Here is a 20511-nt window from a genome sequence, read left to right as displayed (position 1 = left end):
GCTTACACTCCGACGGGATGGGTGTCGTTGGGATCGAGGAGCTGTTGCTGCCAGTCTTCAACGAGGCTGAGGCGGTTGATCTGGTTGGTGCCCTCGAAGATGCGGGTCAGGCGCACATCGCGGAAGATTTGCTCGACTCGCTGTTCGTGCAGCCCGCCATGGTCGGCAAGCAGATCCATCGCCAATTCGCAGACGCGCTGGGCCCGATCGGTCGCGTGGAACTTGCACAGCGACGCGTGGAGTTGGCGCGGTCGCCACGCGTGGCGCGCCTCCTGCCAAACCAGGCTGCGGATGGCGCGGGTCTCGGCCACCATGGTCGCCAGTTGGAGCTGCACGTCCTGGTAGTGGATCAGCGGCTTGCCTGCGAGACGGTAGCGGCGCGCGAACGCGATTGCGGTTTCAGTGGCGGCGCGCGCGAAGCCCACACCCATCGACGCCACCGGGATGCGCGAAGTGTTAAGCGTGGCGCGGTTCAGCACCCAACCGTTGCGCAGACCGCCGATGACCCGGTCCTCCGGGACGAACACGTTGTTGAATTCCAGCTCGGCGGCCCCGGAAGCGCGCATGCCCATCTTCAGCTCAGTGCGCGCCACCGTCAGTCCAGGGCTACCGGCGTCGACATAGAAGCATGTCCAGGAGCGCATGTCCTCGCCTTGCAGCGCCGCGAACACGGTCATGCTGCGGGCGAGGTCGCCGCCGCTGATGAAACACTTGCGGCCGTTGAGCAGGTAGCCTCCCGAAGTGGGCGTGGCCACCACACCGGGCCGGTAAACCTCGGCGCCGTGTCCCTCCTCCACATCGGAGCCGGCCTGGGGCTCGGTAATCGCAAATGCCACCAGATGCGGATCGCCCCGCAGATTGCTGCGATAGACCGGCGCAAGGTGGCGCAGGATGGTCCCGGGGCGGCCGGAGAGGATCAGCGGCATACAGCCGAGATGGTGCGAGGACAAGAGCAGCATCAAGCCGCCACACACACGAGCGAACTCCTCGATCACCAGGCTGGCGCTCCAGATGGGCGGATGCATTGCCGCCGCCAGCGGCAGGCTGCCCAGCGGCCGCGGCAGGAAATAACTCATCCAGCCCTGCTGACCAGCCTTCACCAGCAGATCGTGTATCGCGGGATGGCATTCGCCGGGCGGCAGGTGCGGCGCGAGATCGATTTCGGCGGAAATGGGCTGCAGGTTCGTTTCAGCGAAGTCGCGCGCCATGCCGCGCAGTCTGGCCAGCCCGCGCGGCAGGCGAGTGGAATCGGTATCCCACAGGTCGCGCAACGGGCTATCCGAGAGCAGGCGCCCAAGTAATGGCAAATCCCGATACTTGCGTTGCGGGGACAGCGGATGGTCGAACGTCAGATGACCATCCAGATGAGCGTTGACGAGCTTCATGCCAACCCTCCATTCAGCGCCGCCAGCAACAGCGGAATTTCGCGGATCCCGCCGCACTGAAGCTTCAGCATGTTTTGATCGCGGACCAGTTTCTCGGGCCCGGCATCGCGCATGTAGCCTATGCCGCCGAACACCTGTACCGCCTGATTGGCGCCGCGGCAAAACAACGGCTGCGTGGCCATGCGCAGTGCGGCGACCTCGGTCAGATCGATGGCATCCACCGATCGTTCGAAGCGCGCCAACACGCACGCTCCCTGTCGCACTGCGGCGTCGATGTCGGCGAGCATCGCCTGCACCGCGGCATGCTCGCCAATCAGTTTTCCACCCTGGCGGCGCATGTGCGCGTAATCGACGGCGAGCTGGCGCGAGCGCATCGCAGCGCCCGTGCCGATGGCGAGCAAGCCCATCATGTCTACCTTCAGCACCCAAGCGTAAAGTTCGCGCGAATGCTCCGGTGCGATAGCCTCGGACTGCGCCTGCTCGTGAGCGACATGGCAAGCATAGGCGGCGAGTTCGTCGAAGCCGTGCTGAGCGCGGCAGCGATGGGCCTCGACCTCGAATCGCGGAAGCACCTGCCAGGCCACCTGTCCATCGCGCCACACCGGCCAGACTAGCGTGTCCCACTGCGGCGGGGCGATCACCGTGCTGGCATGCTCGTCGTGATTCAGCCAGTCGCGCATGGCCTCTGCATCGGCATCCGTCTCGGCGCGGGAGAGCCAGCGGCCGCAACTGCCCAGGCCGAGGCCGTAGTGCCCGGTTGGCGAAAGCGCAACGATGGACGCACCCGCATCGGCGAAAACACCGATGCGTGCGCCGAGTGCCCGGGCCAGCGCGCGGCGATGCCAAGCGAAGGCCACGCCAGCATTGGCTTGGCCGAGAATCCGCAACAGCCCGAGGTTAAAGCGCATTGCAGGGGCCTCGTCGACTTGCTCCCAAAGTGCAAAGCCGGCGTCGTCGGTTTGGCCGGGAATCATGCCAAGTGCGGCAGCCTCTGCCGTCAGCATGTTCAAAGTCATGTCGTCGATCGGTGTTTCCGGGCGTTCGGCTTCGCGCGCGATCCGCTGCCGTGCGAATACCTCCACCTCCGAAAGCAGCGCCGCGACGTCATCGGCATCGATGCTCACGTCTCCTCCTGTTGATTCTGGATATCAAATCGCTGTTCTAGCGAAAGATAGCGGTCGGGCGCGCACCTGATATATAGTCGAGGCGGACAAAAAATCCATAATTTCGGACAAATCGTGCGATGGCGAATTGGGACTTTCCGCGCAGCGTAATCGGCCTGCGGCTGCTGATCGAGACGGGTGCCGCGCACGGCCTGTCGACGCGGCAGTGCCTGGCCGGTACAGGGGTGCGCGAGCGCGACCTCTGCGACCCCGCCGGTGTTGTTGTCGCCGAGCAGGAGCTCGCGGTGATCCGCAATCTGGTCGAGCGCCTGCCTGGCGTCAATGCCCTTGGCATTGACGCGGGGCGCCGCTATCACTACACCGCCTTCGGAATCCTGGGCTTCGCCATCGTCAGCAGCGCCAACGCACGTGGCGCCCTGGACGTTGCGTTGCGCTACTTCAACCTCACTTTCGCCTTTTCGCGCTTCGAGGTCACTGACACGCCGATCGACACTGTCATCGAGGTCGATACCTCGGCGGTGCCTGAGGATTTGCGACGCTTCGTCGCCGAGCGCGACACGGCCGCAGTGGCGACGGTGCAGCGTGAACTGGTCGCCGATCTGCACGCGCTGCGGCGCATCGAGTTCGCTTTCCCGCCGCCACGAGACGACGCCCCCTACCGCGAGGCCTACGGCGTCACGCCTCGATTCGGCGCCCCGCGCACCATTGCCGTGCTGGACCGTGCCAAGCTGCAGTTGCCACTACCGCAGGCCAACGAGCTGGTGCGGCGCCTGAGCGAGGAGCAGTGCGTGCAGCTTCTGATGCGCAACCGCTCACATGTTGGCGTGGCGTCCAAAGTGCGCGCGCAGCTTGCCCGTGACATCGGCGCCGACATGGAAGCCGTCGCTACCTTGCTCTGCACCACAAGCCGCACCCTACGTCGCCAACTCGCCGCAGAGGGGACCTCCTTTGGCACCATTCGCAACGAGACGATCACCGCTCTCGCGGAAGAGTACCTGGTCTCGCTGAAGCTGCCTGTACAGGAAGTCGCCGAACGCCTTGGCTATGCCTCCGCATCCGCCTTCATTACCGCATTCACCCGGCTTATGGGGGAAACTCCGCTGGCGTACCGGAAGCGGGTGGAGATGATGCATACATGATCGTGCATGCTGCGATATCCGCAAAACCGCTGCTTGTCCGCTTTTGTGGAGCAACGCGTGCGCATGACCGATGAGGTGGTTGAACTCTCGTCACAGACGCGTCCGCCCGATTCATCGCGCAAGGGGACCAACGGATTCCATTGCGCGCTTTGGTGCGCGTAATCGATGAGGTCGCGATGGGCCAACGACAGGGCACACGCCTGAGGTAGTCGTGTATCGGAAAGTCGAGCGCGTCGCTGTTTCATTTGCAACACCTCCACTGCTTATGCAGCGTCTGGTGTGTTGCATCGACCGGTTGAATCCGCCGTCGGCAAGCGACGTCCTCGGAATTCTGCGAAGCGCTTCATTGGTTCATCGCGCATTCGCGGGGAGCGCAAGCGCGTTAATCGCGTCGAATCGCCCAGCTAAGGCAAGCTCGTTCGGATAGCCGCCGCGATATCGCGGCTCACCGAGCCGAGCGCGCGATCGTGCGCGGCGACGAGCGCGTCGTAGCCCGGCCCCTGCACGGGCTCGCGTGCGACGGAACGGCCCGTGAGCGCCGCGGCCTTTCCCGGCGGCCGCACCGCCCACAGTGCTTCGATCGTGACCGAATCGCCCGGCGTCGACTCGAAGCGCATCACGTCCACACGGACGCGCCAGGCCGGCGCCGCATCCGTTCCCGTATCGAACACGTTCACGCGCGCCGAACCCAGCAACCGGCCGACATCGGCTGCAATGACGCGGGCAATGTCGGTCTTCAACGGTTCGGCCCAGCGCGCGAACTCGTCGAGCGACACCTGACTGCCGGCGACCCGCGTGACGATCTGCGGACGGTCGACGAGTTCCGGCACGGTCACGGGATTGACCACGACATGAACCGGCGCGGCGGCGCCGTCGCCGGTGAGCGTCGCGTCGGGACTCAGCGTGTAGAAGCGGGCTATCGGCGAGCTGCCGCAGCCGCCGAGCAGTCCCGCGAGCAGCGCGACGGCGACGGGCAAATGGATGTGTTTCACGGCCGGCCCTCCGACTTGCCCCGCACCAGCGCTTCCGGATGCCGCTCGAGGTAATCGGCCAGCGTCCGGAACGCCGCGGCCGTGCGGGCAATCTCGCGCATCGCGTCGCCGGTGTTCTGCTGCAGCTCCGAGCCCGGCTGCAGCGCACTGTTCGCCGAATCGAGCGCGGAGTGCGCCGACGCCAGCGTATCGCGCGCCTGCGGCACCACGGTGTCGAGCTGCTTGAGCAGCAGGTTGGCGCTCGCCAGCGTCTGTTGCGCGTTGCTGCCGATCTTGTCGAGCGGAACGCCGTTGAGTTTCGCCATCAGGCGTGTCACCGAATCCTGCAGCGATTGCAGCGACCCCGCAATCGCCGGTATTTCAGGCGGGTTGGCGGCCCAGTCGATCGTCGCCTTCGCCGCATCCGGAAAGAAATCGAGCGCGACATAGAGTTGCCCGGTCAACAGGTTGCCGGTCCTCAGCTGCGCGCGCAGCCCGTGCTCCACGAGCACGTTCGCCAGTTGTTCGGGATGCTGGGAAAGGCGGCCGCCTTTTACGCCCGTCCGGTAGCGCGACGTGAATCGCTCCGGATAAAGATTGAATTCGACCGGAATGCTGAACTTGCGGGTTTCGCGATCGAAGCGCGTATAGATGCCCGTCACCTCGCCGACCGTCACGCCGCGGAAATCGACCGGCGCCCCGACCGCCAGGCCGCGCACCGATTCGGTGAAGTTCACCAGGTACTTCTCGACGATCCGGTCGTGCCGCCTCATCGCCTCCGCGCGGTCGTGGAACAGTGTGAACGGCGCACCAGCCGCCGCAACCGGCTGATCGAGCGAATCGACGGGCGTCTCGAACGCGATGCCGCCGATCATGATCGACACCAGCGATTGCGTTTCGACCCGCAAGCCGTCGGGGCTGAGCGCGACGTCGATGCCGCTCGCGTGCCAGAAGCGCGAATCCGCATTCACGAACCGGTCATACGGCGCATTGACGAACACCCGCAGCGTCACGCCCTTGCCGTCCGGATCGAGCGCGTAAGTGACGATCTGTCCGACCTGGAGCCGCCGAAAATAGACGGGCGCGCCGACGTCGACCGATCCCATGTCCGCGCTCTTCAGCACGAACTCGCGACCCGGCTCGTCGCTCGTGAAGACCGGCGGCGCTTCGAGGCCGGTGAACGCGCGGCGCGCGCCCTTCGCATCGCCGACGTCGGCGCCGATGAACGAGCCGGACAACAGCGTGCCGAGGCCCGATACGGTGCCGCCGGCAATGCGCGGGCGCACGACCCAGAAGCGCGTGTCGTCGACCAGCAGCGGCGTCGCGTCCTTGGAGATGTCGGCAGTCGCCATCACGCGCTTGTGATCGGGGGACAGCACCACCGACCTGACGACCCCGATATCGACGTCCTTGAACTTGATCTTCGTCTTCCCGGCTTCGAGACCTTCTCCGGTCCTGAAGGTGATCGTGATCGTCGGGCCTTGCTCGATGACGGCCTTCACCGCCAGCCATCCGCCGATCAGCACCGCGACGATCGGCACGAGCCAGACGAGCTGCATGCGCCAGCGCGAGCGCGTCGTGGCGACGGCTTCCGGAAGGTCCGGCGTGTCAGGCTTCTGCTCGGGGCCACCCATGATGCTGCTCCCCAGTGTCCCAGATCAGGCGGGGGTCGAATGTCGTCGCCGCGAACATCGTCAGCACGACCACCGCCCCGAACGCGATCGCCGCAGGACCGGCCTTGATCGTCGCCAGCGCCTGGAACTGCACGAGGGCAACGAGCATCGTGATCACGTAGATGTCGAGCATCGACCAGCGCCCGACGAATTCGACCATTCGATAGATGCGGGCGCGCTGTTCCGGCAGCCATCGTGAATGCAGCTGGACCGTCAACGCGAGATACGCGAGCGCGAGGATCTTGAGCAGCGGCACCGCGATGCTGGCGATGAACACCACGACCGCGAGCGGCCACGATCCCGAGACCCACAGATAGACGACGCCGCTCAGGATGGTGTCCTTCTGCGCACCGAACAGCGAACTCGTGTACATCACCGGCAACACGTTCGCGGGGATGTAAAGGACCATCGCGGCGATCAGGAGCGCCCACGTGCGCGACACGCTCGCGGGCTTGCGCACGTGCAGCGCCGCGCCGCAGCGCGGACAGGCCAGGTCGTGCGCATCCGCCGGCGCGCGCGCGAGCTGCCCGCAGTCGTGGCACAGCGCGAGGCCGCAGTCGGCGGCGGTCACGGCGCCGCGCGGCACGGACACGCTGCTGCCGCGCCCCCCGCCGCCCCGCGCCGCGTCGATCCGCGACCACAGTTCATGCGCATCGAACGCAGCGCCGGCGGCGGCGAGCACCAGCATCAGCGCGCCGAACGAATAGAGCGCGACGCCCGTCACGACGCTCGCGATATGAGCCAGCTTGACCAGCGCCACCAGCAGGCCGAGGATCAGCACTTCCGTCATCCCCCACGGCGCCGCGAGATGGCAGATGCGAAACACGAGCGCCGCGCCCGCCGGCACGCGGTTCATCCGCAGCGGCACCAGCAGCCAGAGCATGCCGGCGATCTGCGTGAACGGCATCAGGATCGTGGTCGCGAACACGAGTCCGGCCAGCGGCCATATGCCGTCCGCATACAGCACCCGCACGGCGCCGGCGAGCGTCGTCTCCACCAGCGTCCCGCCGACCGACAGGCCGACGATCGGATACAGGTTGGAAATGACGAACAGCACGCCCGAGGCCGCGGCAAACGCCAGCGCGCGCTCCAGGCTGTCCAGGCGGTTGCGGTAAAGCTCGGCGTGGCAGCGCCGGCAGCGCAGCGCGCAGCCGGGCGCCACCGGCACGTCGCGCTGGAGCAGGTCGCATTCGTGGCAGACAAGCAGGCCGGCGCGGTTCACTGCGCCCCCTCGTCGGCCACGGGCCGATCGCCGGCGGCATGCGGCACGGTCATCCGCTCGGCCGTGACGACCCAGCCCCCGCCCATGGCCATGTAGAGATTGACGAGCGACGTGAGCGTCGCGCCGCGTGTCTGCGTATACGACAACTCCGCATTGAACAGCGTGCGCTCGGCGTCGAGCACTTCGATATAGCTCGTATAGCCGCCCTCGTAGCGCAGCCGGGCAAGCCGCTCGTACGTGCGCAACGCGTCGATCTGCCGGGCCTGCGTGGCAAGCTGCTCGCGCGACTTCTGCAATCCGACCAGCGCGTCCTCGACCTGCTGGAACGCGACCTCGATCGCCTTCTGGTACGCGTAAAGCGCTTCCTGCCGACGCGCGTCGGCCTGATGGACCTGCCCGGTGATGTTGCCGCCCGTGAAGATCGGCAGCGTCGCCGATCCGGCAAACGACCACGCGCGCGCGGGCCCGGTAAAGAGATTCGAGAATTGCGCGCTGACCGAGCCGAACAGCCCGGTCAGCGAAATCGACGGGAAGTACAGCGCGCGGGCCGCGCCGATCAGCGCGTTCTGCGCGATCAGATTCTGTTCCGCCTGTCGCAGGTCGGGCCGGCGTTCGAGCAGGTCCGACGGCAGCCCGGCAGGCACCGCCGGCGTCTCGAGCTCGGCGAGCGGGCGGCCGCGCATGATCGGGCCGGGATTGCGGCCGAGCAGCACGGACAGCGCGTGCTCCTGCTGGGCGATCTGCGTGTCGAGCTGCGAAATCGTCGCGAGCGTCGCCTCGTATTCGGACTGGCTTTGCGCCAGCTCCATCTGCGACACTTCGCCGCCGTTGAAGCGCGCGGTGAACACCCTGACGGAATCGGCGCGGCTCGCGGTCGTCGCTTTCGCGATCTCCAGCTGGCGGTCGAGGCTGCGCAGCGTGATGTAGGACGATGCGACCGACGCCACCAGCGTCAGGATCGTCGCGCGGCGCGCTTCCTCGCTCGCGCGCAGGTTGGCGCGCGCGGCTTCGGTTTCACGCCTGACCTTGCCGAACAGATCGAGGTCCCACGTTGCGGACAAGGTCGCCTGAAACTGGTTCGAGACCGACGGCACCGTCGCCGGCAGCGGAATCGCGCCGCTGCGCGACGACCGCTGGCGCTCCGCGTCGAGCCCCGCGGCGACCTGCGGAAACAACGCCGAGCGCGTGCTGACGAACTGACCGAGGAATTCGTCGACGCGCGCCGACGCGACCTTGACGTCGCGGTTTTCCGCCAGCGCGGTCGCGATCAACGCATTCAATGTCGGGTCCTCGAACTGCTCCCACCACGCGCTGTTGACGACGTCCGCGGCCTCGCCGGGCGCGAACCGGAACGACGCCGGCACGTCGACTTTCGGCCGCACGTAGTCCGGGCCGAGCAGGCAGCCGCCCAAGCCCATCAGCAGGACCGGCGCGCAGAGGCGCCAGAACGCGGCGCGGCCCATGTCAGTCGTCCTCGAGAGGCGCGGACGGCGCGGTGTGCGGCGACCCGGGCCCGGCCTCCGACGAAGGCGGCAGGGCCTGGCCGCGCGAGCGCGACGACAGTGCCTCGAGCAGGTAATAGAACATCGGGATGAAGAACACGGCGATCGCCGTGGCCCCGAGCATCCCGCCGATGACGCCCGTGCCGATCGAGTGACGGCTGTTCGCCGACGCACCGAGCGCGATCGCCAGCGGCACGACGCCGAGAATGAATGCCAGCGAGGTCATGATGATCGGCCGCAAGCGCTCTTCCGACGCCGTGAGCGCCGCGTCGTACGGCGACGCGCCCGCTTCGCGGTTGATCACCGCGAACTCGAAGATCAGGATCGCGTTCTTCGCGGCCAGCGCCACCAGCATGGTCAGCCCGATCTGGAAGTAAACGTCGTTATTGAGCCCGCGCAGCAGGATCGCGACCAGCGCGCCGAACATCGCGAACGGCACCGCCATCAGCACGCCGAACGGCAGCGACCACTTCTCGTACTGTGCGGCGAGAATCAGGAACACCATCACGAGGCCGAAGATGAACACCACGCCGGACGTGCCGCCCGACTTGCGCGCCTCGTAGGCCTCGCCGCTCCACGCGACGTCGTAACCGGGCGGCATCTGCGCGGCCACCTCGTCCAGTGCCGCGATGACCTGGCCCGAGCTGTAGCCGGGCGCCGCATTGGCCGTGATCTTGACCGCGGGGAAATTGTTGAACCGCGTGATCAGGTCGGGGCCCGTCACGTACCTCGAGGTCACCACGGACTTGAGCGGCACCATGCTGCCGTTCGTGCTGCGCACGTAGATCTGGTCCAGGTCCTGCGGCTTGAGGCGGTAGGACGGCTCCGCCTGCAGGATGACCTGCCAGAGCCGGCTCGCCCGGTTGAATTGCGACACGTAGAGCGAGCCGAACATCGTCTGCATCGCGCTGTACACGTCCTGGATCGGCACGCCGAGCGTCTCGGACTTGTCGCGATCCACATCGACCAGAAGCTGCTGCGACGATGCGTTGAAGGTCGATGTCACGCCCGACAGCTCCGGCCGCGCTTTTGCCTTGTTCACGAATTCCTGCACGACACCGGCCAGTTGCGCGATCGACGCGTCGCCCTTGCTCTGCACCCACACCTCGGTGCCGCCGGTCGTGCCGAGCCCCGGAATCGACGGTGGATTGACGGGAACGACGATCCCCTCCCTGATCGCGGACAGGTTCACATAGGCATCGACCAGCACGGCGCGGGCATTCTGCGTCCTGATGTTCGCGAACTTGTAGCGCTCGTCGAAACCCTTCAGGCCGACGAAGAACGTGCCGGCGTTGTTCTTGTTCTGGCTGTCGAGCAGGCTGAAGCCGTCGACCGTCGTCACGCTGTCCGCCGCCGGCTGCTTCATGAAATAGTCGGCGACCCGCTGCGACACGTCGCTCGTGCGGTCGAGGCTCGCCGCGTCCGGCATGATGATCGCGCCGAGCAGGTAGCCTTGATCCTCCGGCGGCAGAAACGCGCCCGGGATCGCCCGGAACATCACGACCGTCAGCGCGATCATGCCGCCGAACAGCACGAGCGCGAGCACGAAGCGCTTGATGACGAACCTGACCGCGCGCGTGTAGCCGGCCGTCAGCCGCGCGAACACGTTTTCGAACCACCGGAAGAAGCCCTTCTTCTCGTGGTGCGCGCTCGTGAGCAGCAGCGCGGCCAGCGCCGGCGACAACGTCAGCGCGACGACACCCGAGATCACCACCGAAATCGCGATCGTGATCGCGAACTGCTTGTAGAGCTGCCCCGTGATGCCGCCGAGAAACGCGACCGGCACGAACACCGCGCACAGCACCAGCACGATCGCCACCACCGGTCCGGCCACCTCGTCCATCGCGCGCTTCGCGGCCGCCTTCGGGTCGAGCTTGTGCACCGTCATGTTGCGCTCGACGTTCTCGATCACGACGATCGCGTCGTCGACCACGATGCCGATCGCGAGCACCATGCCGAACAGCGTCAGCATGTTGATCGAGAAGCCGAGCAGCGCCATGCCCATCGCCGTGCCGAGAATCGACACCGGCACGGCCAGCACCGGGATGATGGTGGCGCGCAGGCTTTGCAGGAACACGAACACGACGATCACGACCAGGACGAGCGCTTCGAAGAAGGTATGCACGACGTCGTTGATCGACGCGCGCGTGAAATCCGTCGTATCCATCGCGATCCGGTAATCGAGCCCCTCGGGAAACGATTTCTTCATGTCCGCGAGCGTCGCGCGCACCTGTTTGGACACGTCGAGCGCGTTGGCGCCCGGCTGCTGATACACGGCGATGATCGTGGCCGGCTTGCCCTGGAAGCGGCTGCGGATCGAATAGTCCTTCTGCCCCAGCTCGGCGCGCCCGATGTCCTTGAGGCGGACGATCGCGGTGCCCTGGCTCGCGGCCCGGACGATGATGTTGTCGAAGTCGGCCGGCTCGGCGAGGCGGCCCGGGGTCGTCACCGCGAACGATTGCTCGACCGCGCCGCCGGTCGGCGCCTGGCCGAGCCGCCCGACCGCGAACTGCTGGTTCTGGTTGGCGACCGCGCGCTGGACGTCGGCCGCGGTAATGCCCAGTTGCGCCATGCGGTCCGGCTTCAGCCAGACGCGCATCGCATAGTCGGGCGTGCCGAAGATGGCGGACTGATTGGCCCCGCCGATGCGCTTGATCGCATCGAGCACGTAGATGTTCGCGTAATTGGCGATGTAGGTCGCGTCGTAGCGCTCCTGCGGCGAATAGATCGCGATGACCATCATGAACGCGGACGACTTCTTCTGGATCTGCACGCCCTGCGCCTGAACCGATTGCGGCAGTTGCGGCAGCGCCAGGTTCACGCGGTTCTGCACGTCCACCTGCGCGAGTTCCGGGTTGGTGCCGATCTCGAAGAACGCGTTGATCGTCAGGTTGCCGGTCGACGAGCTGGACGATTCCATGTAGATCATGTTGTCCGCGCCGTTGACCTGCTGCTCGATCGGCGCGGCCACGTTGTTGGCGACGACGTCCGCGCTCGCGCCCGGATAGGACGCCGCAATCGTGATCTGCGGCGGCGTGACGTCCGGGTACTGGGCCACCGGCAGTGCAAGCATCGTCAGTGCGCCGCCCAGCGTGATGACGATCGAGATGACGGAGGCGAAGATCGGCCGGTCGATGCAGAAGTGGGAGATGTTCATGACACCGCCCCGTCATTGGGCCGCGGCGACGCCGGCTCCGCTCGCGGCCGACGGCGGCGCGGCCGGGACGATCTTCAGCGGCGCATCCGGTGCGACACGTATCGCGCCGTCGACCACCACGCGCTCGCCGGCCTTCAGCCCGTCGGTGATGAACCAGTCGTCGCCGTGCCACTCCCCGACTTCGACGACGCGCTGATGCGCCTTCGATTCCTTGTCGACGACCCATACGTAATGGCTCCTGGCCCCCTGCAGCACGGCGCGCTGCGGCACCAGCACCGCGTCGGGCCGCAGCGCGCCGGACACGCGCGCGCGCACGAACTGCCCGGGCCGCAACGTGCCCTTCGGGTTGTCGAACACGGCGCGCACCAGAAAGGTTCCGGTGTCGGTGCTGAATGCCGGGTTCGCGAAGTTGATCCGCCCGCGTTGCGGAAACTCGGTGCCGTCGGCAAGCACGAGTGTCACGACGAATTCGTCGTTCGGCGGAAAGCGCAGTTTCCCCCTCGTAATTTCGTCGCGGCGCTTGAGCATCTCGTTTTCGGAGATGCTGAAATTCACCCACATCGGATCGAGCTGGTACACGTACGTGAGCAGCCCCGCGGCGGTGGCCGTGACATAGCTGCCGTCCTGCTGCCGGGCGAAACTCGACAGGCCGGTGATCGGCGACTTGATCGTCGTATAGCCGAGGTTGAGCTGCGCCGTCTGCACCTGCCCCTGCGCGGCGATCACCGCGGCTTCGGCCTGCTGCACGTTGCCGACCGCGTCGTCCAGGTCCTTCTTGCTCAGCGCGTTCTGCGCGGCGAGCGGCCTGACCCGCGCGAGATTTTCCCGCGCGACGTTGAGCCTCGCCTGCTGCTGCGCGAGCTGGCCCTTCGCAGTCTGCAGCGCGGCGTCGAACGGCTTGTGGTCCATCAGGAACAGGGTCTGGCCGACCTTCACCATCTGCCCTTCGACATAGGTGCGCTTGTCCAGGAATCCGTCCACCCGTGCACGAATCTCGACCTCGTGCGAACTCTGCGTCTGCGCGGTGAATTCAAAGTCCACCGGCGTATCGCGTGGCGCGACCGTCACGACCGTCACTTCAGGCGCGCCGAGCTTCGGGATCGCCGCCGGCTTCCTGCATCCCGCGCAGACCGCGAGGGCCGCGATCAGCGGCATCGAGCAAATGAGGGTTACGCGCTTCATGGGATGATTCCCGACGCTACATCGCCGTGCAGTCTCCGAACACCACCACGGCGTCTTCGCGATTGACAAGGGTCGCCGTCATCGTCCCGTCGCGCGTGTCGAGCACGAGTGTCCACGCGAAGCCGAGCTCGGTGCCCTGCATCGCGATCTGGTTCTGGCCTTTCTCCATGAATTGAATCGGCGAGCTCCGCGCGGGTCCGGCAATCGTCTTCTTGATGAAGTCGATGGACAGGAACCTCGGCGCACCGAGGTCCGCGGGCAGCGCGCGTGCGCAAGGAAGGCCCGGATCGCATGCGTGCGCCTCGACAGTCGCGCACAGCAGCGGCTTGCTTCCATCGAAATCGCCTGCGCATGCGCCTGCACAATCCAGCAGGAAGGTCGCCGCCAATGCGGTACGTACGAGGTTGTTCATGGCTGAATTCACCGCTCGCTCCGATACTATTGGCTCGTGTAGCCCCGCCCGTTCATGCATGCGGTCACGGCGCGCGTAAACGTCGACAGCTGGCTCGCGGTGCTGCTCTGCATGGCCTGCTCCTGCCGGGCAGCGGCCTCCTCCCGGCGCAGCCGGCGCATGCCGCCGCCGGCAGTGCCGGTGATGGCGCCGATCGCCGCGCCCTTGCCGGCATCGCCGGCAATCGCGCCAATCGCGGCCCCCATGGCTGCGCCGCCCGCAGCGCCTCGCAGCACGCCACCCTGTGGCGGCGGCGGAGCGGACGGAGACGCGGCGCGCTGCGCGAGGGCAACCGGATCGACGCCCGTGGTCTGTTTTGCCCACACCTGGCATTCCGCCGTGTCGGTCTGCTGCTTTTGCGCGCTCTGCCCCTTCGCGGGATAGAAGATCGGCTGCTGCGCGCACGCGAAGCCGGCAATCGTCAATGCGGCGAGACCCATCGCGAACGGTGCGGACCGCCGCTTGCGCGCTGCTCCGCGCTTGCCTGGCCGCGCAGGCTTCGATCGCTGCAACGCGAATTCCATATGTGGCCTCGCTTCCACCCGGTCTTTCGATCGCAATCCCGGCCGCCATTCGCCTGCATGCGGCAGGCGACGGACGCCTGCTTCATCGATTGAGCCGGGTAATCTTCGATCCTCTCAAGCCGATCCCGGCCATCAAGCCCTTCTGATCGAAGATGAACGCGTAGATATCGGACTGCAGCGTGGCCGTCGTCAGGTTCCTGGCGGCGCCCGCATCGCCGATCACGACGGTCGGCGCCATGCCGACTTCGAAACCGGGACTCGTCTTGAGGTTGTCGAGCGCCTTGTCCGACATGAACATCATCACGTAGCCGTATGTCTGGACACCCGCCTGAAGACCGTAAGTCACCGAGGTCGTCGCGTAGTATCCGGTGACCTTGCCACCCTCGATCAATTCACCCGTGCCATGCGAAGCGCCGGCGATGAATCCGGCCCTCACCACGCTCGGAAACACGAGAATGCCCTTGGCCTTCGCCGCGACGTCCTTCGCCTGCGGCGTGGCAGCGTACAGATTCGCCAGCGCTGCCTGCGCATCCTGGTCGAGAACGGGATCCGCCCCTCCGGTAGCGGATGCGGACGGCGATTGACCGGTCGAGCAGGCAGCCGTCACGGCCAGCAGCGAGATCACAGCCAGCTTGCGAATGCATTCGATCATGATGCGTACTCCGGTTGAATTCCCGCGATCGTGCAAGCCCGCGCCCTTCCCCATGGCATCGGCCGCACGTCGTCGGTTTCAAGTGTGGTTGCCGCCTGCATCAAGAACAATGGGACTTTGGTCCCATATGACAACGGCGGACAACGGCGGACACCGGCGGCGCCGGCGCGCGGATACGCTGTCACGGCGGCGACGCGATGCCCAGCGCGGCGCACACGGTCTTGATCAGCAGCGCATCGTTGAACGGCTTGCGCACATAGGCGATCGCCCCGGCCGCGAGTGCCTGTTCGCGCACGGCGACGTCGTCGTAGGCGGTGATCACGATGACGGGCACGCCCGTGCCGCCGAGGCGCCGCTGCACCTCGAGTCCGTTGAGCCCGGGCATCTGTATGTCGAGAATCACGCAAGCCGGGCGGTACGAGGGCATCGACGCAAGCGTGTCCAGAAAATCGTCGCCGCTCGTAAACGTGTCCGCGCCGATTCCGACGGATCGCAACAGACGCTTGATCGCCCGGCCCACCGATTCATCGTCGTCGACAACCGCAACGAATGGCTTGACGTTACCCATTGTGAGAATTCCGGATTCGGCCGTTGTCCGTATCACAGCGATCCCGCAGATTGAGGCTATCAGGCGAGGGGCGAAACCGGTATAAGACTTTGGTCCACCGTCGTGACGGCCGATGCGCCGCGCGGGCGCTCAGCGAACCGGGCGCACGGATGTCGAAGCGCCGATGCCGAGCTTGTCGGCGAGACGCACGAGGTCCGCCAGCGACGCCGCCTCCATTTTTTCCATCACGCGCGCGCGGTGAATCTTGATGGTTTTTTCGGCGATGCCGAGATCGTCGGCGACCTGCTTGTTCAGGCGGCCCGTCACGACGAGCGCCATGACTTCCCGCTCTCGCGGCGTCAGGCGGTCGACGCGCGCCTGGAGGCCCGCGAGTTCCCGGCGGCATTGGCCCATCTGCATCGAACGCTCGAGCGCGCGCCGGATTGCGTCAAGCAGAACCGTGTCGCAAACCGGCTTCGGCAGGAAGTCGGCCGCGCCAGCCTTCATCGCATCCACGGTCGTGCCGATGTCGCCGTGCCCGGTAATGAAAATGATCGGCAGCGCCGCATCGAGTTCGTGCTGCAATTCGAGTCCGTTCACGTCCGGCAACTGGAGATCCAGCAGCAGGCATGCAGGGCAATTCGTCAGGTCGGCCGCGGCGAGAAACGCGCGCCCCGAATCGAACGCCTCGGCCCGGTAGCCTGCCGAGCGGACGAGCCGCGACAACGCGCGCCGTACCGAGGGGTCGTCGTCCACGATGAAGACGATCGAGGCGGGATCGTTCAAGGCTGCCGACACGCGCGGTTCGGTTCCGCGGCGCCCCCTGCCGGCAACGCGACGTGAAACGAGGCGCCGCGGTCCGCGTTGTTTTCCGCCCAGAGACGGCCGCCGTGCGCGGCGACGATCGTCCGGCTGATCGACAGGCCCAATCCCAGCCCGTGCGGCTTCGACGTGAAGAACGGCTTGAAGATCCTGTCGAACTGGTCGACCGTCAATCCGCGCCCGCGATCGCACACGCAGATGCGCACCGCGCCTTCGGGCTCGGCCCATACCCGCACGGTGACGACACGATCCGCGGCAGGCCCGTCATGCACTGCATCGAATCCGTTGAGCAGGAGATTGAGCACGACCTGCTGCAGCTGCACCCGGTCGCCACGCACGGAAGGCAACGCGTCCTCGATGTCGAGCGTCGTCCGGATGCGGCGCAGGATCGCGTCGCTATGCACGAGCAGCACGACGTCCCGAACGACGCCTCCGACGTCGAGCGGCTGCAGATCCACGTCGCCCTTGCGGACGAGCGCGCGCATTTTTCGGATGATTTCACCCGCGCGGCAATTGTCGGCCACGATGTCCTTCAGGGTCTCCCGCACCTCGGCCAGGTTGATCGGATCCGCGTCCAGGAAGTGCTGCGCGGCCTGCGCGTTGCTCAGGATCGCGGTCAGCGGCTGGTTCAATTCGTGCGCGAGCGAACCCGCCAGCTCGCCGAGCGCGGAGATGCGAGTCAGATGCGCGAGCTCCTGCCGGTTCCGCTGCAACTCGACCCGGTCGCTGCGATCGACGATGACCGCGAGCCGGATCGGCGCGCCGTCGACGCAGCACTCGCTCGTCGTCACTTCCGCCGGGAATTCCGCTCCGTCGCTGCGTCTCGCCACCACCGATTGCATCGATTGCACCGGTGGCGGCGCGTTGCGCTCGACGCTCGCGTGACAGTCGGGAAACAGCATCCGGCCGGACGCGCCGGTCAACGCGTCGCCGTGGTAACCGAACAGCGCCCTCGCCTTTTCATTCGCAAAAACGATTTCATCACGCTCGTTGAAACCGACGATTGCCACCGGTACGCGTTCGAGCGCATCGCGCATCGGCGTTGCCGTTTCGCGATGATCCGGATCGGATTTCAAGCGCTTGCCGAACCACGGGATGCGGGCTGCCGCGTCCGACGCGCGACGCAGCGCCGGCGGAATGTGCAAGCCCGCATGCGCCAGGATTCCTTCGCCGCGGGATTCCCGCCGTGGTGCTGCACATTGCGGCGCCGTCACGCTGAACGGCGCACCGCGCTCGCGCGCGTGAGGAGGCGAATGCCGGCCTGCCGGGCCGCTGCCCGTGCCGACCGGCGATTGCCGCGGCGTGCGCAGGTTATGTAACCACCACACGAACGACGCCATGGCCGCCGCCAGCACAACCTCGGTACCTAGCGTAGGGAGAGACATGACTGCTTTTCTCCGTGGCGGCGCGCAGTCGCTCCGGCAGTCCGCCCGCGGAACGGACCGCGATAGCCGCGATGCTCCACCGCGTTCGCGCGCTTCATGCGTGGTGCTGCGTTGCGCGACCCGCCGTCTGACAATCAGCGACGTGAGCCGCGATTACTCGCGTACCCGCAAGAAATTCTAGGTATACCGACTGATTCGATTCCAGTTCCGACGGCATTCTTCGCCGTCCTGACGCGAATATTTTCGATAGGCTTGATCGAAGTCATTGATATGCCGGAACGCCGTTCATCGCATCAATCGCGAAAGCACGATCACGTACAGCGCCGACGCGGCGAGCTGGCACAGCGTCACCGGCAGTCCGATCCGCAGGAATCGCATGAACGTGACCGGCGCGCCCTGGCGCGCGCAAATGCCCGCCGACACGATATTGGCCGACGCGCCGATCAGTGTCGCGTTGCCGCCGAGCGTCGCGCCGAACATCATCGCGACGAATACCGGAATCGCGACGCTCGGCCAATGCGCGAAATGCGCCGACAGCGCCGTCTCGGGCACGACCTCGGCCGCCACCAGATAGCCCTTGATCATCACGATCGACGCCGCGGCCACGGGAACGTTGGCGAGCAGGCTCGACAGGATGCCGATCGCCGCGATCACGATCAACGCGACGAGCGTGAGCTGGGCGCCCAACAGGTCATGGAGCCGCAACGCCATGAGCTGGAGCATGCCCGTCTTCACGATCGCCTGAACGAGGCAGAAGATGCTGGCCAGAAACACGAGCGTCTTCCAGTCCACGTCGCGCAACACGCTGTCGGTCGGCTCGACGCGCGCCGCATAGCCGACGAGCAAGGCGAGCGCGCTCGCGATGAGCGCGGCGGCGGGCGGCACGATCGGCGCGGGCAGATCCTCGCCGAATATGAAGAGGCCCACCATCGCCGCCAGCACCGCGACCGTCAGGCTCGCATAGACCGGCCGCTCGATGCGCGCCGACGTCCCGGCCGGCGGCAACGCACGTCGCAGATTCCACACGCCCGGCATCAGCCGCGGCAACAGCGGCACGATGATCGCAATCGCCACGAGACCGCCAACGCTCACATGGCGCAGATAGAACTCGAAAGTCATGCCGACTGAACTGCCGACGAGATAGGTCGCCGGATCACCGACGATCGTCAGCAAGCCGGCGGAATTGCTGACGATCGCGGTCAGGATCATCGGTTGCGCAATGTCCACGTCGAGCGCCCGTGCGGCACGAATGATGACGGGTGCGAGCAGAACGACCGTCGTCGCGTTCGGCAGCGCCGCGCACAGCGGCGCCACGATCAGGATCAGAAGGAGCAGGAACCGCCGGCCGCTGCCCCCGGTCGCACGCAGATAGTAGTCGCCGACCAGATCGAATACGCCGGTGGTGCCGAGAATGCGCGCCACGACCATTCCCCCGAACAACAGGCTCATCGGCCCGCTCGAACCGCGAAACGCGTCGGCGATGTCCTGGGCGGTCAGAATGCCGAGCGCGACCAGCAAACAGGTGCCGACCAGCGCGGCAACCGCCATGTCGACGAGATCGAACGCGATGACGAGGATGACTGCCGAAAAGACGGCGAGCACGATGACGATCTGGGATTCGCTCATGTGCCGGGTCTCCCTAGCGTAGGGGTGGCGCGTACATCAGTCCGCCCTGCGTCCAGAGACGGTTCGCCCCGCGTTCGAGCCCAAGCGGGCTGCGCGCCCCGAGATTGCGATCGAACATGTCGCCGTAGCTGCCGGCCGCCTGCACGGCGCGCAGCATCCAGCCGGGTGCTACGTCGAGGCTACGGTCGACATCGTCGTCGCTGACCAGCGACGCCCGCACCGCGGCCTCGTGCGACCGGAACGCGACGTTTTCCCGCGTGAGCCCGAGCTGTTCGGCACGCACGAGCGCGATCAGGACCCAGCGTACGAGAACGAGCCATTTCGGGTCATCGTCGCGGACGACCGGGCCCAGTGGCTCCTGGGAAATGCGCTCCGGCATGACGATCCAGGACGACGGGCCGCCAGGGGCGATCAAACGCGCCGCGGCGAGTTGCGACGCGTCGCTCGTCCACGCGCGGCAGCGTCCTGAGAACAATGCGGCGCTTGCTGCGGAGGTCGAGGCAACCACGACCGGCCGCAGGTTCAGGCCGTGCGCCGTGGAATACGCAAGAAGATGGTCCTGGCTCGTCGTATCCTTCTTGACGCACACGGTTGCGTCCTTGAGGTCGGCGAGCGTCCGCGGCGCGCCCTGCGCCTTCACCATGAACGTCTGGCCGTCATGGAACAGAATGCCCGCGAACTGTACGCCGAGCGTACCCTCGCGGAGCAAGGTCCAGGTCGTGTTGCGGGCAAGCAGATCGATCGCGCCCTCGCGCAGCGCAGGGAAGCGTTCCGATGCGCGAAGCGGAACGTATTCGACCTTGTCCGGACCGTCCAGTACGGCGGCCGCGACGGCCCGGCAAAAATCGACGTCGATGCCCGTCCAGGCGCCGGACGCGTTGCGCGACGAAAACCCCGCGATGCCTTCGCTGACGCCGCAGCGCAGCACGCCCCGCGCCCTCGCCTGGGCCAGCGTTGCGCCGTCTGCCGCTCGCACGCCGTGAGTCGCGACGATCAGCAGCACGCCGATCAGGGCGATACGTCCGAGAATTCGACTCAAGCGCATCATGGCTCTCCCAATTCTTCGGCGTTCACTGGCGGGCAACCGTGATGCATTATGTGCGTCGCCCCGGCGCAGCGGGAACTTTTATTTCCCCATTTCCGGACGCC

The 20511-nt window shown here is 66.4% G+C and carries 17 protein-coding genes; 1 reads left to right on the top strand and 16 read right to left on the bottom strand.

Annotated features, from left to right (window positions below):
• Positions 1-2: 2 nt before the first annotated feature.
• Positions 3-1385, bottom strand: coding sequence for an acyl-CoA dehydrogenase family protein (locus ACFIMZ_RS21405; RefSeq protein ID WP_431824320.1), 1383 nt, complete (start codon positions 1383-1385; stop codon positions 3-5).
• Positions 1382-2509: an acyl-CoA dehydrogenase family protein gene (locus ACFIMZ_RS21400; protein WP_431824319.1), complete on the bottom strand. Its 1128-nt coding sequence runs from the start codon at positions 2507-2509 to the stop codon at positions 1382-1384. Before ACFIMZ_RS21400 ends, ACFIMZ_RS21405 begins: the two co-directional genes overlap by 4 nt.
• Before the next feature lie 119 nt (positions 2510-2628).
• Here ACFIMZ_RS21400 and ACFIMZ_RS21395 point away from each other — a divergent pair, with 119 nt between their 5' ends.
• A complete protein-coding gene (locus tag ACFIMZ_RS21395) occupies positions 2629-3648 on the top strand; it encodes an AraC family transcriptional regulator (protein ID WP_431824318.1) in 1020 nt (339 codons plus the stop codon).
• Between the two features lie 404 nt (positions 3649-4052).
• Here the strand turns inward: ACFIMZ_RS21395 and ACFIMZ_RS21390 are convergent, their stop codons facing one another.
• The 14 genes from ACFIMZ_RS21390 to ACFIMZ_RS21325 form a co-directional block, all read right to left on the bottom strand.
• The gene (locus tag ACFIMZ_RS21390; RefSeq protein WP_431824317.1) at positions 4053-4640 is read right to left on the bottom strand and encodes a PqiC family protein; all 588 of its coding nucleotides are present in this window, start codon (positions 4638-4640) and stop codon (positions 4053-4055) included.
• Positions 4637-6253, bottom strand: a complete 1617-nt coding sequence (locus ACFIMZ_RS21385; protein ID WP_431824316.1) for an intermembrane transport protein PqiB — start codon at positions 6251-6253, stop codon at positions 4637-4639. Before ACFIMZ_RS21385 ends, ACFIMZ_RS21390 begins: the two co-directional genes overlap by 4 nt.
• A complete protein-coding gene (locus ACFIMZ_RS21380; RefSeq protein ID WP_431824315.1) occupies positions 6228-7514 on the bottom strand; it encodes a paraquat-inducible protein A in 1287 nt (428 codons plus the stop codon). Before ACFIMZ_RS21380 ends, ACFIMZ_RS21385 begins: the two co-directional genes overlap by 26 nt.
• Positions 7511-8977, bottom strand: coding sequence for an efflux transporter outer membrane subunit (locus ACFIMZ_RS21375; RefSeq protein WP_431824314.1), 1467 nt, complete (start codon positions 8975-8977; stop codon positions 7511-7513). The genes ACFIMZ_RS21380 and ACFIMZ_RS21375 overlap by 4 nt, the downstream gene beginning before the upstream one ends.
• A 1-nt stretch (position 8978) precedes the next feature.
• Complete coding sequence (locus ACFIMZ_RS21370; protein ID WP_431824313.1) at positions 8979-12173, bottom strand: efflux RND transporter permease subunit; 3195 nt, start codon at positions 12171-12173, stop codon at positions 8979-8981.
• A gap of 12 nt (positions 12174-12185) precedes the next feature.
• On the bottom strand, positions 12186-13355 hold the full coding sequence (locus tag ACFIMZ_RS21365; protein WP_431824312.1) for an efflux RND transporter periplasmic adaptor subunit: 1170 nt from the start codon (positions 13353-13355) through the stop codon (positions 12186-12188).
• Between the two features lie 16 nt (positions 13356-13371).
• Positions 13372-13767 carry a hypothetical protein gene (locus ACFIMZ_RS21360; protein ID WP_431824311.1) on the bottom strand — a complete coding sequence of 132 codons (396 nt, stop codon included), beginning with the start codon at positions 13765-13767 and terminating at the stop codon, positions 13372-13374.
• Between the two features lie 26 nt (positions 13768-13793).
• Complete coding sequence (locus tag ACFIMZ_RS21355; RefSeq protein WP_431825330.1) at positions 13794-14246, bottom strand: glycine zipper family protein; 453 nt, start codon at positions 14244-14246, stop codon at positions 13794-13796.
• A gap of 166 nt (positions 14247-14412) precedes the next feature.
• The gene (locus ACFIMZ_RS21350) at positions 14413-14982 is read right to left on the bottom strand and encodes a YSC84-related protein (RefSeq protein ID WP_431824310.1); all 570 of its coding nucleotides are present in this window, start codon (positions 14980-14982) and stop codon (positions 14413-14415) included.
• Positions 14983-15163: 181 nt separating this feature from the next.
• Positions 15164-15550 (bottom strand): response regulator transcription factor, encoded by a 387-nt coding sequence (locus ACFIMZ_RS21345; RefSeq protein WP_431824309.1) that lies wholly within the window; start codon positions 15548-15550, stop codon positions 15164-15166.
• A gap of 129 nt (positions 15551-15679) precedes the next feature.
• Positions 15680-16315 carry a response regulator transcription factor gene (locus ACFIMZ_RS21340; protein ID WP_431825329.1) on the bottom strand — a complete coding sequence of 212 codons (636 nt, stop codon included), beginning with the start codon at positions 16313-16315 and terminating at the stop codon, positions 15680-15682.
• Positions 16312-17736, bottom strand: coding sequence for a PAS domain-containing sensor histidine kinase (locus tag ACFIMZ_RS21335; RefSeq protein WP_431824308.1), 1425 nt, complete (start codon positions 17734-17736; stop codon positions 16312-16314). The genes ACFIMZ_RS21340 and ACFIMZ_RS21335 overlap by 4 nt, the downstream gene beginning before the upstream one ends.
• A 285-nt stretch (positions 17737-18021) precedes the next feature.
• Positions 18022-19362 carry an SLC13 family permease gene (locus ACFIMZ_RS21330; RefSeq protein ID WP_431824307.1) on the bottom strand — a complete coding sequence of 447 codons (1341 nt, stop codon included), beginning with the start codon at positions 19360-19362 and terminating at the stop codon, positions 18022-18024.
• Positions 19363-19375: 13 nt separating this feature from the next.
• On the bottom strand, positions 19376-20410 hold the full coding sequence (locus ACFIMZ_RS21325; RefSeq protein WP_431824306.1) for an amino acid ABC transporter substrate-binding protein: 1035 nt from the start codon (positions 20408-20410) through the stop codon (positions 19376-19378).
• Positions 20411-20511 lie beyond the last annotated feature (101 nt).

This window comes from Burkholderia sp. F1 (assembly GCF_050813845.1).
GTDB classification, from domain to species: domain Bacteria; phylum Pseudomonadota; class Gammaproteobacteria; order Burkholderiales; family Burkholderiaceae; genus Burkholderia; species Burkholderia ubonensis.
Note: the sequence above shows the minus strand (reverse complement) of the source record. Positions and strands in the feature narration are given on the sequence as shown.